Genomic DNA, 14,625 nt, shown 5'->3' on the forward strand with positions numbered 1-14,625 from the left:
GCGCCTTAAAAAGGCCGGATGATTCTACGGTAAAAACTCGATAAAGGTAAGGCGGGGCAGATGACTTTAGCGGGTGACCCCCGTTAGACAAAGGGCTAACATGACAGCCTGTTCCATCGTCCAGTTGTTGATTTTTTCATGTCCAATCAGTCAATTAAAACGCCTTGTGTCGGCCTCTGCTCCACGGTTTACGGGGACTTGGTGTGCCGTGGCTGCAAGCGTTTTCACCATGAAGTGATCAACTGGAACGGCTATAACGAAGACGAAAAGCGAGCCGTGTGGCTGCGCCTTGAGCAATTGCTGGTGCAGGTCATGGTGGCCAAACTTGAGGTCTTTGATGCCGCGCGCCTGCGTCATCAACTTGAACAGCGCACCATCCGCTTTGTGCCGCACCAGTCCGAGTATTGCTGGGCTTATCAGCTGATCGCCCGTGGCGCACGGGTTATCCGTGATCTGGAAGCCTACGGCATGGTGTTGCTGCCGGAATTTCGTGACTGGGAGTTACCGCAGTTGCGAGATGCCATTGATCGGGAATTTTTCTTGCTGTCCGAGGCTCACTACCAGCGTTATATCGCGCCGGGGTTTCTCAAGGATGCTTTGGGTTGAAAGCATCGCGGGGCAAGCCCGCTCCTACAGGCGCTTGTAGGAGCGGGCTTGCCCCGCGAGCAAATCTTCAACCTTGCGCCAGTTCCGTCAGGTGCACTTTCGCCTCTTCCGACTTAAGCACCAGCACATCGCATTCAAGCGAATCAAGCACCACCTCGGCGGTATTGCCAATCAGCGCCCCGGAGATCCCGGTGCGGGCCACCGTGCCGATCACTGTCACCACCGCGTCGTACTTGCTGGCGGTGTAGGGGATCAGCACATCCGCCGGGCCTTCGGCGACATGCAGGCGTTCATCGTTGATATCGAACTCGGCCTGGAACGCCGCGCATTCTTCGCGGTAGCGCTGTTCGATGGTTTCCTTCAATTGATAGACCGGATCGGCTGCCGACAGCATCGGTGAAGGGTGGGCGCTGATCACGTGGAGATTGCCCTTGGCCAGGTTGGCGATTTCATAGCCGTGGTCGATGATGTTTTTGTGCAGCAGGCGGTGCGCTTCGTCATGGTTGCCGACATCCACCGCCGCCAGGATCACCCCGCCAGTCCAGGGACGTTCAGTCTTGACCATCAACACCGCGCAAGGGCATTGACGCAGTAATTTCCAGTCCGACGGGGTGAGCAGGGCCTTTTTCAACGGGTTGTCCGGGCGGTGCTCCTTGATCACCAGCTCGCAGCCTTCGGCTTGCTGCACGTCGACGATCGATTCGTGCAAGGTATCGTGCCAGGCCTGCTCGTAGGTCACGTTGTCGAAGCCGTCATCATGCAGCTGACTGCAGAGCAGGCTTAGCAGGGCGCTGTGGTCGTGCTTTCTGTCGCACATCAGCAGGTGCAGGCGTGCGCCGGTGGCGCCGGCGATCAGTTTGGCCCGGGTTAGCGCACGGCTGTGAGCGTGTTCGGGGTCGAGTACCACCAGGATGCTGCGGACGGCTTGCATGAGCGTGAACTCCCTTCAGAAATGACGACCGATGTCTGACTATAGTCGGCGCCAAGTGCAATGGGCGTTGATATGTATCAAGCATAGATCACTGGTGATCGCCGCTGCTGCCGGTATAATCGCCGGCCTTGCCGTTTGCCCTGCCTGTTTGTGAGCCTATGCACCTTATTCCCGAAATCGATGCGTTCCTTGCTTGCCGTACTCCCGATGCCTGGGTCCAGGCGGCGCTTGCCGATCAGGAAACCCTGCTGATTGACCACAAAAACTGTGAGTTCAAGGCTGCCAGCACGGCACTGAGCCTGATGGCCAAGTACAACACGCACCTGGACCTGATCAACATGATGTCGCGCCTGGCCCGTGAAGAGCTGGTGCACCATGAGCAGGTGTTGCGCCTGATGAAACGGCGCAAAATCGCCCTGCGCCCGCTTTCGGCCGGGCGCTATGCCTCTGGCTTGCGCCGGGTGGTACGTACTCACGAGCCGGTGAAACTGGTGGATACCTTGGTGGTTGGTGCCTTCATCGAAGCGCGCAGCTGTGAGCGCTTTGCTGCCCTGGTGCCGCATCTGGACGAAGAACTCGGCAAGTTCTACCACGGCCTGCTCAACAGCGAGGCGCGGCATTATCAGGGGTACCTGAAGCTGGCTCATCAATACGGTGATGCGGCTGATATCGAGCGGGTGGTGGAGAAGGTCAGGGCGGTCGAGGCTGAGCTGATTACTACCCCGGACGAAGAGTTCCGCTTCCACAGTGGTGTTCCTGCTTGAGTTGATCGGGGGGCAAGCCCGCTCCTACAGGTTGGCACCACAGCAGGTCGGAGCAACTGCCTTGCACCACCTGTGGGAGCGGGCTTGCCCCGCGATCCTGTTCCAATTTCCTCAGACAAACCAGTCAGTGCAACCCCGCCGCCTTGCACGCCTCGACAAAAGTCGCGCCGTTTTTGTCCATGGCGTCCTTGACGATCTGGTTGGCTTTTACCAAAGCCGGGCTTGGCTTGGCCCACTGCTCTGGCGGCAGTGGCTGTGACCAGGCCTGCACCTGTTCCGGCAAGGTTGGGCGGCCTACGCGATGGCCCCATTCGGCGAACATGTAAGGCATTTTCCAGAACACCACGACCCGACGTATGTACCAGAAGCGTAAGGGCCATGGGCTGCGTTTGGGGTAGCCATACCGTTCCCGTTCTTTGGCAGACAGGTCGGCGCCGACGTCGTTCATATGGCACCTTCTGCGTGCATCCTTACGTTCGAGCTCGAAGGTATGCAGTCCTTCGTAGGGCTTGAGCCGGTCGCCAGTCGCGATGAGTCCCATGGCGACAAGCAGCGGGCTGGGTGTATCCACCAACTGCCCGTCTTCCATGTAGTTGCGGATCGCCGCCCACATCCCGAGGGAATGGGCATCACTGGGTTGCCCCATCAGCAGGAACTGCACTTTGTCCTGTTCCTCGTCCTCCAGGCCCATGCCAAAGGTGTACTGGCGGGTGGCGCCGTAGCTGGTGACGCCCTGGGTGGTGGCGACCCAGGCGACCACGCTTTCCCAGGGGACGATCAGCACGCGATGGGTTTTGCCATCGACGTAACAGACTTCGCGACGTTGGCGGTTGAAGCGGACGGGGTAGGTTTTGGCGGCTTCGTGGACGCTGGAAATCATTCCGTATAAATAAGCACCGAATGGGAGAATGCCGAGAAGGGCTGTTGTGGTGAAAGTCAGTAAAGCATCACCGATAATGTCGAAGAACTTTCGGTCGATTTCAGGAGGGCTTAAAGCGACGAGCAAGATGCAAATAAGGACCGGTGCGATAAACGCCGTGAACAAGAGCATCCAGATTCCTGTGGCGAATATTTTTCCTTGCTCAACCATCCCCCAATTACTGCCGCCCAGCTCTAGATAAGTGTCGTTCATCTCTGAAAAGTTACGGCGCGATGACTGCACTTGCCCGGTGTAAACCGGCAGGGGCGACAGGAACAGGGTTTCATTCAATCCCCTGACCCGGATCTCACCGGCGCAGGGCCGCTGACTGCGAATGTCCTGTTCAGGTTCAGTGCTGGTGAGTTTGTTCTGGCGTTTGAACAGTTTCCTAAGCATTGTCTTTGACCAACCCCGCCGCCTTGCAGGCCTCGACAAAGGTCGCGCCGTTTTTGTCCATGGCGTCCTTGACGATCTGGTTGGCTTTTACCAAAGCCGGGCTTGGCTTGGCCCACCGCTCCGGTGGTAGCGGCTGTGACCAGGCCTGCACTTGTTCTGGCAAAGTTGGGCGGCCTACACGATGACCCCATTCGGCGAGCATGTAGGGCATCTTCCAGAACACCACGACCCGGCGCATGTACCAGAAGCGCAAGGGCCAGTGCGACCGCTTGGAATAGCCGTAGCGCTCCCGCTCCTCGTCGGTTAAATGGTCGCCGCCATCATCCAGGGCGCCCAGCCCGCGAGCGTCCTCGCGTTCGACATAGAACGTATGCAGCCCCTCGTAAGGTTTGAGTCGATCTTCACTTGGAGTCAGCCCTGCCAAGGCAAGTATTGGGTTAGGCGCATCCACCAGTTGCCCGTCTTCCATGTAATTGCGGATCGCCGCCCACATCCCGAGGGAATGGGCATCGCTGGGTTGCCCCATCAACAGGAACTGCAATTTGTCTTGTTCCTCGTCCTCCAGGCCCATGCCAAAGGTGTATTGGCGGGTGGCGCCGTAGCTGGTGACACCCTGGGTGGTGGCGACCCAGGCGACCACGCTTTCCCAGGGGACGATCAGCACGCGATGGGTTTTGCCATCGACGTAACAGACTTCGCGGCGTTGGCGGTTGAAGCGGACGGGGTAGGTTTTGGCGGCTTCGTGGACGCTGGAAATCATTCCGTATAAATAAGCACCGACCGGGAGCAGGCCGAGTAGGGCTGTTGTAGAGAAAACCAGTAAAGCATCACCGATGATGTCAAAGAACTTTCGGTCGATTCCCGGAGGGCTAAAAGCGACGAGCCAGAGGCAAGCAACAACAGGAACTACAAATGCAATAAATAAAAGTAGCCAAATCCCTGTGGCGAATATTTTTCCTTGCTCAACCATCCCCCAATTACTACCGCCCAGCTCCAGATAAGTATCGTTCATCTCTGAAAAGTTACGGCGCGATGACTGCACCTGCCCGGTGTAAACCGGCAGGGGCGACAGGAACAGGGTTTCATTCAATCCCCTGACCCGGATCTCACCGGCGCAGGGCCGCTGACTGCGAATGTCCTGTTCAGGTTCAGTGCTGGTGAGTTTGTTCTGGCGTTTGAATAGCTTCTTAATCATCGATCGCCACCAACTCTTCTTGTTTGAAAAGCCAGAAAGGCGCTTTGCCCGTCCCAGGAGGCATGTGCTCTACCGATTCGAGTCGATAGGTGCCTTTGGTTTTGATCTCCACGGCATAGGCGCGGGTGATGTACAAGTTACGCAAGACAAAAGTGGTGTAATGGAGCAGGTCGCGTTCAGCTTCCAGCTGGTAGGCGATGGTGAAGGCCAGGGCAAAATCGGAAGTTTGCTGGGAGTCGTAGATCGGAAGGTGCAGGGTGAGTGCCTCTGCTCCTTTACTGGCAACGATACAGCGCGTGCCCCATATGGCGGAGCTTTCTTTCCAGCGCAGTGGCGGCAGGCCGGGATTGTAGGGCTGGTATATGTATTTCTCACGGCCCTGTTCGTAAGCCTGCAACTGCAACTGGCGTCGATCCATCTCATTGGTGCTGATACCGGGTAGCACCAGCTTCAGATAAGTCTGCTTGTCATCGCGGATCAGTTCACAGCTCGGTTTCTGTACGACCTTGGCCAGTTCGCTCCATTCGTCTTGCAGAGTGCGCTGCCTGGATTTATTACCCCAGTTACTGGCTTCGACCCACGCTTGCAGGTCATCCAGGTTGAAGTAGTTGTATAAACCCTCACCCAGCAGTTGCAGGGCGGTGGCAATCAGGCCTATCAGATTGGCGCGTGCGCTGATGGCCAGCAGCCGTGGGCTAGCCTCGGCCCATGCAAGAGCGCGCAGCTCCGCCGGCGTTTGCAGAACGTTCTTGACAATGGAGCCGGTGTGTTTAGCTGCCCAGGCATTGGTGCCAACCAATATCCCATCGCCGGTTATTTGCAGTGTGGAGGCACTTAGTGCCTTGTAATTGCCTGTGGCCAAGGCTTTACCCCATTGCTGCGAGTGTTTGCCCAAGTCGAACAGGGCGGCGACCCCGCCAGTTGTAAATGCAAAGTAGCCTGCAATACCGCTCCAGCGACCTAATCGGCTCATGGAATGTAATTTGCCGGCAGCACTTTCCATTTGTTTGATATGAGCTAGAAAAATCGTAAGGGAAAGTCCTTGCACCGCAGCAAATCCAGCGGCCGAAAGGCCCACGAAAGACTCAGCAAAAGTCCACCAGTCAGATCGCGAAGCAGTTGTTTTACTAGCAATTGTGCTGACCGCCTCAATAAACTTCAGCCCCTGAATCACAAACAACGTCAACGCGATCCCGTCACCCTTCGACGTCACGACCCCTATCATTGGTTTGTTAAAGGTCCCAGTTGCCCGAAAATCCCGCGCCGTCTTGCTCATCTCTGCACGCAATTGCGGATCCAGGCCATCAATCACTGTGCCAATTTGCGCCGGACTGACGCCTCCGACGGTCAAGGCACCTGCCAGTCTGTCTTCCAGGGGTAGCAATGCGGACTTCAGCAGGTTGATACGCTGGTTATAAGGTGCTTCGCTGCCCGGCAGAGAGATGCCTGAGGATTGCTGCCGCAGCTCACGATTACGCAGTCGGTAGGTTTCGTTGAGCTGACTGCGCAGCTTCATCGACTGGTCACGGACCTCATTGAATGCCGTCAATTCTGCTACCGAGGCCGCGCGCAAGGTCAGGCCTTTGCGGGAAAACTCACGCAGCAGCTGCAACCGCGCTGGGGCTTCGGCATGGCGAATGTAGTCGTTTGGGTCAATGTTCTGCGCTTGTTTGAAGGTGTTGTGAGCTCTTTCCAGTCGATCAGCAATCTTCAATTGATACGCCGGGATATAGGCCCCTTCCAGCATGCTCTGCAATCCCACGAACTGGGTATTGAGCCGGGTGTAATTGGGCAGGCGCTTGGCCATCAAACTGTGGAACTGATTGCTCAGGACATTGATGCCACCCAGGCTGTCCGGGGCTGACAGCACGTTGATGGTGAACTGGCTCAGTTCGGCCAGTTTTTTCGCCACGTCGGTTTGTTCGGCCACGGTCAGGGTGTCGAGCCCCGGGACCACTGTCAGCAGGTTGCTCTTCAGGTAGGTCGCCAGTTTTTCCGTGGCGGGTTGGTCGGCGCACATCGCTGCCACGCACACGAACTCGGTTTCCAGGCGGTGCTGGATCTGTTCGTCGAGGGTGAAGTCGTAATACCAGGCGGCGCGGTGAAATAGCCCGGCGGTGAACAGTGTGAGGCGGTCTTCGCGGATGTTCTGCAGGCGCGTATGCCAGTGGCTGAGCAGGTTTTGCTCGGTCAGGACAAAGGCTTCCATCGCGGGGCGGTCGACCAGGTCGTCGATACCGCGCTGGCCGATTTCGCTGCCGTGCAACGCGTGCCAGCTCTGCATGCTGAGGGCGTTGAGGGTGCTCCGGTGTTTTTCATACAGCGCCTGCCCGAGGGCATCCTTCATTTCGATGAAGGCCAAGGCGTAGGGGTTGACGAGCGCCGCGCGGCGCCAATGTTCATCGGGGCCGAAGATGCCTGGATCCTTGTGGTCGCGACGGGCCTGCAGAAAGATGTAGATGCTCGTTTGTTGCCGCTCGTTGGTGTCGTCGCGCAGCGCCCGCACCGCAGGATCGGTTTTACTCAAGGCATTCAGGCGCGAGGCGTTGACGTCGTACAAGGACTGGATGTATGTGCCACTGAGGTACTTGGCCTGACGGCGGTCATCGGCACTCCACTGTTCGATCCAGTCCGCCACTTTCAACTGCGCGGCGGCCAGGTCGCGCATCACGCCAATGTCATCGCGCAGCACCAGGAACAGGTAATCATCCTGGTAGGCGCCGAGCACTGTGCTGGTCAGCGTTTCAATCGCGGTGTCGGCAAACAGGGGTTGGTCTTCCCAGTGGTAGGCCTGTTTTTCCTCGGGATGAACGCCGTCGGGGAAGGCTTTGGACGGTGGCAACTGGGTGACGCCAGCGGCGTCAGGTACCTGGGCGTTTTCTGCCACCTCGGCCAGCCATTTTTCGGCCTGCACTTGGCTCAGCAAGTTGGCGCCGCCACGGCGCGGGCAGGCGGCCTGCAGGTCGATGCGCTGCATCAGCTGTTGGCGATCGGCCTTGGACTTGAGCACTTGCGCGCATTTGAAGGCCGTCCACTGAATTTCCGAATAACAGGCGTACAGGGTGTGGCTGCGGGGGAACACCAGGTGTGGCTCACCCACCGCGGTGGTGCGGGTGTCGGCGCCGACCTCGCTGCTGTGCCAGAGCAGCTTGCTGATCTGGCCGTTCTCGACGCTGTACTCATGCAGGTAACCGCTGCTGCCGTCGACGATGTACAGGTAACCATCGCGCAGCAGGCGGATGCCCAGCGGCTGGCTGTTGATGTTCAGCGGCATGCTCAGCTCGCTGGCCGGGTCGAGGTGTTCGACCAGCCCGTAGCGCAGCGGCAACAATTGCAGCTTGCTGTTCATCAACGGGCAGGCGCCGAGGGGCGAGCGTACGTCCTTGGCGCTTTTGGCCATGGCGGCGGTGTTGGCGTTTACTTTGAGGGGTTGTTGTGCAGTCATGACAGGCTTCCTTGGCGCTCAGTGGCCCGGCGTTCGGCCAGTTCGGCAGCACGCTTGACCCGGGTCAGTGGGGTGTCTGGCGTCGATTGGGTCAGCAGTTGGACGATGTCTTCGCTGATGGGTTGACCGGCCAGATAGCCGTGAACATTTGCGTAGAGGGTCAGCTCCTGGTCCGAGCAAAAGCCGAGTTGATAGGCTTCCTCCATCATGCTGTGCACAGACTGACGACGCTCAGCCGCTGTCTGCGTTGCCAGGAAAGCCGGGAAGTGCAGGTGCAAGTGCTCACTCACGGCAGAAACAGCAGTGCGAAACTCGACGTTGCCGAGCGCGGTAAGCTCCTCGTCGGTCAGGCGATAGCGCTTGGGTTCGGCGTTGGCCTGAGCGGCTTGGGTGTATTGCCACCAGCAGCCCTGCACGCCATCCGGCAGGCAGACGTGGCTGACAGGGCCGAACCAGCGGGCGCTGTGCGCCTGTTCGGCCATGGCGAACAGTGGCTGCATGACCGCAGGGTCAGCAATGCGCGGCATCACTTCGACGCCCTCAGCCTGTTCCACGCTGAGCAAATGACGCCAATGCTTGCACAGCGTGAACGCCTCGACGTCACTGAACAGCAGATAGCCCCATTCGCGGGCAGCGTGTTGTTGAAAGTGCGCCAGCAGCGGGTCGTCGCGGCCGTTAAGGACGACCAGGCAAGGGGAGATTTCACACAGCTCATGCCAGCGTGTGTGTCGGTACAGGCAATAAACTGAGTTGCTCCAAGGGTGCAGATGTTGCTGCAGGCCCGGCAGGCTGACACCGTCCAGAAGCAGGTAGGCGGGCGTTGCCCAGGGCAGATCGTGCGGCAGGGGCGGCATCTCATGCATGGCTTTGCTCCTGTTGTGCTTGCACAGCCTGGCACACGACACAGAGCGACTTTTTGTTCAGCAGGGCCACGTACTGCGTTTGCGCCAGCACGGGTGCCCGCAGTTCTGCCAGTTCTGCAGGCAGTGCTTGCCTTACGGCGAGACCGGCCAGCGCAGCCCCGCCGATCTGGATTTCGGTGCTGCTGAAAATCCCGCCGGGGCCGATGACGATATGCTGGCCACCGCCGTGCAAACTGATGCTGCCCTCGGCGCTCAGAACCACATGGGCTCCGGCCTTGATATGCACTTGCTGACCGGCATCGATCACCAGCGTTTGCCCGACCTGGGTATGACTGCTGTCGGCGACGTGCAGGTAGTCGTTGGCTTGCAGCTCGGCTTTACGGTCGCCGGTCACTGTGTGCTGTTCTTCAGCTTCGAGCATTACGATGCTGTTGCCCTTGATGGTTGCCCGCCGCTCGTTACCAACTTCCAGACGGCTGTCGTTCTCGATTTTTTGCTCCATATCGCGCTGGGCACGCAGGTAGATCAGCTCCTGACCGCAGCGGTCTTCGATCGACAGTTCGTTGTAGCCGCTGCTGTCCGGCGTGCTGCGGCTGCGCAACACGCTCTTGGTCTTGTTGGCGGGCAAAGGGTAGGGCGTTGGTGTGAGCTTGTTGGCAATGCAACCGCTGATCAGCGGCTGGTCGGGGTCGCCCTCCAGATAGGTCACCAGCACTTCCATGCCGATGCGTGGCACCGTCACTGCGCCAAACCCCGGACCCGCCCAGCTGGAGGCCACCCGCAACCAGCAACTGCTCTTTTCGCTGTTCAGTTCGGCGCGGTCCCAGTGGAACTCGACTTTGACCCGGCCGTATTCATCACAATAGATTTCTTCACCTTCCGGGCCGGTGACCCGGGCGGTCTGGCAGGTCAACTGCGCAGGACGTTTGACCAGCGGCGGGCGGTAGAACACGTCCCACGGTGTGGCGCTGAAGCGGTTGCGGTAGCCCTGGCTGAAACCGTCTTCGGGCAAGTTTTCGATGTTGGCCGACTCTTCCAGCACCTGCGGCTGTTTACCTTCGTGGCTGACACTGAGCAACAGCCACAGGTCGTTGTAGGCTTTGCGCGGGTGCTCGCTCAGTTCGAAAAAGTGGCCGCTGCGCAGCAAGGGCTGGTCGCTGCTGCCTTCGGCCAATTGATAGTCGGTGCGGTGCCGTTCCAACGCCTGACGAGCAAGCTGTTTGCTGCGTTCTTCGCTTTCGTTGGGGACCGGGTAGTGGTAGTCCTCAAGGGCCGGGCTGAAGTCGGCGCTGGCCTGTTTCTCCAGCAAACGGCTGGGACGCTGAAAATCATAGGTGCGTTGGGTCACCTTGTTGGTACGGGTGCTGAAGCGCTGGCTGAACTGGCTGACCACTGGGTGCTCGGCGACCATACCGGCCCCTTGCCGAAAAGGCGTTGCACTGAGCTTGGGGAAAAACGTCTGGTGGTCGCTGAACTCCAGGTGGTGGCCCTGGGGGCTGTGCTGGTGAAACCAGGCAATGCCCTCTTCGCTGCAGAGCCTTGATACAAAGCTGAAATCCGACTCCGCATACTGCGTGCAGTATTCACGTTCGCTGCAGTTGCTGACATGAAACGTGAAGGCATCGGCCTGAATGCCGTGCCCTTGCAGCACCTCGGTGATGATCTGCGGCACCGTCTTCTGCTGGAAGATCCGCTGCTGACGACTGAACTGCAGGTAGTGCAGCGCGGGTACCAGGGTCAGTTGATAGTGGGTCAGGCGGGTACCGGGTTCGCCGATCAAAACATCTTCGATGTGGCCGTGAATGCCTTCGCCATTGTCGCCAAAGCGCAGGAATGCCGGCTGGCCAATCAGGCTGTCGAGGTCGAAGTCTGGGTGCTCGCTGACCAGATCAACGGTAATCGCATACAGCTGGCTGATGGCTTCGGTACCGTGAAAGGCCAGGACTTTGAAGTCGTTGCGGACGGAGGGAATCAGTAGATCGAACTGCGCGCTGCTGGCTGAAGTGGGCATAGGTTTTTCCTTAAACGGGTGAGAAAAACAACCCGGAAAGCTACCCAGTTTTCGTTTGGAAATATGTCAGACGCTTCTGAAAATGTGGGGGCGGCGGTGCGGCGATCTGGCTTGCCCCGCGATAGCGAGGTGGATGACAAATCGCTATCGCGAGGCAAGCCCGCTCCTGCCGGTGGTGGGGTAGTTTGGTGAAAATACAAAGCAAGCTAATTAATGCTTTGCCGTTGGCTGCCTAAGCAGTAACATAATGTTACTTACTGCCTAAGCAGGTATCTCCGCTCATGCCCCATTTCACCCCCGAAAACTTCCAGACCTGCACCATCGGCATGCTCCTTGGCCGTGCTGCGCTGGTCAAAGACCGCATTCTCGACAGCCACCTGCAGGCCTTCGGTGTGACTGCCGCGCAGTTCAAGGTGTTGATCATCGTCGCTCAGTACGGGGTCGATACCCCCGCTGAACTGTGCCGCTATCTGGCGCTGGACAGCGGTTCGATGACGCGAATGCTCGATCGCCTCGAGCAGAAAGACCTGATCGTGCGGCGGCGCTGCCCTGATGATCGGCGCCAAGTGCGCCTGGGCCTGAGCGAGGAGGGGCAGAAGCTCGCCGACCAGCTGCCACAGATAGGTGCGTCGGCCATGAACGAGTTGGTTGGCGTACTCGCCGCCGACGAACTGGCGACTCTGGAGCAGCTGTTGGGCAAGGTGCTGCTCGCCGCCGGTGACACCCTGACAGCCATGCGCATAGGTGCAAAATGAGCGCCACAGACGAAAACGCCAACACGGCGCAAGACCTCAACAACAGCCGCAAACGCAAAACCTGGCTGCTCGGCCTGGCGCTGCTGGTCGCGCTGGGCGGTGCTGGGGTGTGGGCCTGGCACGAGCTGTACGGGCGCTGGAGTGAAGAAACCGACGACGCCTACGTTAACGGTAACGTGGTGGAAATCACCCCGTTGGTGACCGGTACCGTGGTCAGCATCGGCGCTGACGATGGTGACCTGGTGCATGCCGGTCAGGTGCTGATCGCCTTCGACCCCAGCGATGCCGAAGTCGGCCTGCAGGCCGCTCAGGCCCAGTTGGCCCGTGCCGTGCGTCAGGTGCGCGGGCTGTACAGCAATGTCGATGGCATGAAGGCCCAGGTCGCGGCGCGTCAGGCCGAGCAGACCAAAGCCCTGGAAAACTACAACCGGCGCAAAACCCTGGCCGCGAGCGGTGCGATTTCGCTGGAGGAGTTGTCCCACGCCCGTGACGATCTGTCTTCAGCGCAGAATGCGTTGCTCAGCGCCAGGCAGCAGCTCAATACCACCACGGCGCTGGTCGATGACACGGTGGTGTCTTCCCATCCGCAGGTGATGGCCGCCGCCGCCGAGTTGCGTCAGGCCTATCTGGCCGCGTCGCGCACCACCCTGGTGGCGCCGGTGACTGGCTATGTGGCCAAGCGTACCGTGCAGCTGGGGCAGCGTCTTGAGCCGGGTACGGCGACCATGGCAGTGATTCCGCTTGATCAGCTGTGGATCGACGCCAATTTCAAGGAAACGCAGTTGCGCAATATGCGTATTGGCCAGCCGGTGGATATCGTTGCCGACCTGTACGGCAATGAGGTCAAGTACAACGGCACCATCGACAGCCTGGGCGCAGGCACCGGCAGTGCGTTCGCGCTGTTGCCGGCACAGAACGCCACCGGCAACTGGATCAAGATCGTTCAGCGTGTGCCGGTGCGTATTCATATCAATGCGCAGCAACTGGCCGCTCATCCGTTGCGTATTGGTCTTTCGACCCAGGTGACGGTGGATCTGCACGATCAGAGTGGTCCGGTATTGGCTCAGGTGCCACCACAGCAAGCGTCGTTCGCCACGCAAGTCTATGACCGTCAATTGGTCGAGGCCGATGCCATGATTGCGCGGCTGATCCACGACAACAGCGAAGGCCCCAGCAAGACGGCGCAGCGATGAGCAGCAACGCCTCATTCAGCCCGCCGAGCCTGCTGCTGACCACCATCGGGCTGTCGTTGGCGACTTTCATGCAGGTGCTCGACACCACCATTGCCAACGTCGCCTTGCCGACCATTGCCGGCAACTTGGGGGTGAGTGTCGAGCAGGGCACCTGGGTCATCACCTCGTTCGCGGTCAGCAATGCCATTGCCTTGCCGCTCACTGGCTGGCTGAGTCGACGCTTTGGCGAGGTGAAGCTGTTTATCTGGGCGACACTGCTGTTCGTGCTGGCGTCGTTCCTGTGCGGCATCGCGCGTTCGATGCCCGAGTTGGTGGGCTTTCGCGTGCTGCAAGGCATTGTTGCCGGGCCGTTGTACCCGATGACCCAGACTTTGCTGATCGCCGTATACCCACCAGCCAAGCGCGGCATGGCCCTGGCATTGCTGGCCATGGTAACGGTGGTGGCGCCGATTGCCGGGCCGATTCTGGGCGGCTGGATCACTGACAGTTACAGCTGGCCGTGGATTTTCTTCATCAACGTACCGATCGGCCTGTTCGCGGCAGCAGTGGTGCGCCAACAGATGCGCGCGCGGCCGGTGAGTACGGCGCGCCAGCCCATGGACTATATCGGCTTGCTGACCTTGATCATCGGCGTTGGTGCCCTGCAGATTGTGCTCGATAAAGGCAACGATCTGGACTGGTTCGAGTCGAGTTTCATCGTGATCGGCAGCCTGATCTCGGTGGTGTTCCTGGCCGTCTTCATCATCTGGGAGCTGACTGACAAGCACCCGGTGGTCAACCTGCGCCTGTTTGTGCACCGCAATTTTCGCATTGGCACCATTGTGCTGGTGTTCGGTTACGCCGGATTTTTCGGGATTAACCTGATCCTGCCGCAATGGCTGCAGACGCAGATGGGCTACACCGCTACCTGGGCCGGGCTGGCAGTGGCGCCGATAGGGCTGTTGCCGGTGCTGATGTCGCCGTTTGTCGGTAAGTATGCCCACAGGTTCGACCTGCGTTTATTGGCCGGGTTGGCGTTTCTGGCGATCGGCACCAGTTGCTTCATGCGCGCAGGCTTCACCCATGAAGTGGACTTCCAGCATGTTGCTCTGGTGCAGTTGTTCATGGGGATTGGTGTGGCGCTGTTCTTCATGCCGACTTTGAGCATCTTGCTGTCGGACCTGCCGCCCCATCAGATTGCTGACGGTTCAGGACTGGCAACTTTTTTGCGTACGCTGGGCGGTAGCTTCGCGGCGTCGCTGACCACCTGGATCTGGATTCGCCGGGCTGATCAGCATCATGCCTACCTGAGTGAAAGTATCAGCACCTATGAGACTGCCACCCGTGAAGCGCTCAATCATCTGGGCGGTGCCAGCGCACAGTCTTATGCGCAGTTGGAGCAGATGCTCAACAGTCAGGCCTACATGATGTCGACGGTGGACTATTTCACCCTGATGGGCTGGGTGTTTGCCGGTTTGATTTTGCTGGTGTGGCTGGCCAAGCCGCCGTTTGCGGCCAAGGCGGGTCCGGCGTCAGCAGGGCATTGAGCAGTGGGAGCGGGCTTGCCC

11 protein-coding genes are annotated in these 14,625 nt (G+C 59.2%); 5 read left to right on the forward strand and 6 right to left on the reverse strand.

The features are described 5' to 3' along the window. The first annotated feature begins 138 nt into the window (after positions 1–138). Positions 139–606, forward strand: coding sequence for a DUF1289 domain-containing protein (locus tag ACVWSC_RS09650; RefSeq protein WP_442113413.1), 468 nt, complete (start codon positions 139–141; stop codon positions 604–606). 67 nt (positions 607–673) lie between these two features. On the opposite strand, the gene ACVWSC_RS09655 is transcribed toward ACVWSC_RS09650, so the two are convergent. Further along, complete coding sequence (locus tag ACVWSC_RS09655) at positions 674–1,537, reverse strand: universal stress protein (protein WP_442113414.1); 864 nt, start codon at positions 1,535–1,537, stop codon at positions 674–676. A gap of 158 nt (positions 1,538–1,695) precedes the next feature. On the opposite strand from ACVWSC_RS09655, the gene ACVWSC_RS09660 reads away from it, so the two are divergent. Continuing rightward, positions 1,696–2,301, forward strand: coding sequence for a MiaE family protein (locus ACVWSC_RS09660; protein ID WP_442113415.1), 606 nt, complete (start codon positions 1,696–1,698; stop codon positions 2,299–2,301). Between the two features lie 124 nt (positions 2,302–2,425). Here ACVWSC_RS09660 and ACVWSC_RS09665 read toward each other — a convergent pair whose 3' ends face one another. The 5 genes from ACVWSC_RS09665 to ACVWSC_RS09685 are packed head-to-tail and all read right to left on the reverse strand — an operon-like array spanning position 2,426 to position 11,130. Then, entirely contained in the window at positions 2,426–3,616 is a 1,191-nt protein-coding gene (locus tag ACVWSC_RS09665) for a hypothetical protein (RefSeq protein ID WP_442113416.1), read from the reverse strand. Beyond that, positions 3,609–4,811: a hypothetical protein gene (locus ACVWSC_RS09670; protein ID WP_442113417.1), complete on the reverse strand. Its 1,203-nt coding sequence runs from the start codon at positions 4,809–4,811 to the stop codon at positions 3,609–3,611. Before ACVWSC_RS09670 ends, ACVWSC_RS09665 begins: the two co-directional genes overlap by 8 nt. Beyond that, positions 4,804–8,256, reverse strand: a complete 3,453-nt coding sequence (locus ACVWSC_RS09675; protein WP_442113418.1) for a toxin VasX — start codon at positions 8,254–8,256, stop codon at positions 4,804–4,806. The genes ACVWSC_RS09670 and ACVWSC_RS09675 overlap by 8 nt, the downstream gene beginning before the upstream one ends. Then, positions 8,253–9,119 (reverse strand): DUF4123 domain-containing protein, encoded by an 867-nt coding sequence (locus tag ACVWSC_RS09680; protein WP_442113419.1) that lies wholly within the window; start codon positions 9,117–9,119, stop codon positions 8,253–8,255. The genes ACVWSC_RS09675 and ACVWSC_RS09680 overlap by 4 nt, the downstream gene beginning before the upstream one ends. Further along, the gene (locus ACVWSC_RS09685) at positions 9,112–11,130 is read right to left on the reverse strand and encodes a type VI secretion system Vgr family protein (protein ID WP_442113420.1); all 2,019 of its coding nucleotides are present in this window, start codon (positions 11,128–11,130) and stop codon (positions 9,112–9,114) included. The genes ACVWSC_RS09680 and ACVWSC_RS09685 overlap by 8 nt, the downstream gene beginning before the upstream one ends. 281 nt (positions 11,131–11,411) lie before the next feature. Between ACVWSC_RS09685 and ACVWSC_RS09690 the strand changes: the two genes are divergently transcribed. From ACVWSC_RS09690 to ACVWSC_RS09700, 3 genes are read left to right on the forward strand one after another with little or no spacing between them, the layout of a single operon-like run. Next, the gene (locus ACVWSC_RS09690; protein WP_442113421.1) at positions 11,412–11,885 is read left to right on the forward strand and encodes a MarR family winged helix-turn-helix transcriptional regulator; all 474 of its coding nucleotides are present in this window, start codon (positions 11,412–11,414) and stop codon (positions 11,883–11,885) included. Beyond that, positions 11,882–13,078: an HlyD family secretion protein gene (locus ACVWSC_RS09695; protein ID WP_442113422.1), complete on the forward strand. Its 1,197-nt coding sequence runs from the start codon at positions 11,882–11,884 to the stop codon at positions 13,076–13,078. The genes ACVWSC_RS09690 and ACVWSC_RS09695 overlap by 4 nt, the downstream gene beginning before the upstream one ends. Next, positions 13,075–14,604 carry a DHA2 family efflux MFS transporter permease subunit gene (locus tag ACVWSC_RS09700; protein ID WP_442113423.1) on the forward strand — a complete coding sequence of 510 codons (1,530 nt, stop codon included), beginning with the start codon at positions 13,075–13,077 and terminating at the stop codon, positions 14,602–14,604. The genes ACVWSC_RS09695 and ACVWSC_RS09700 overlap by 4 nt, the downstream gene beginning before the upstream one ends. The last annotated feature ends 21 nt before the right edge of the window (positions 14,605–14,625 follow it).

The sequence above is a fragment of the Pseudomonas sp. NUPR-002 genome (genome assembly GCF_056322725.1).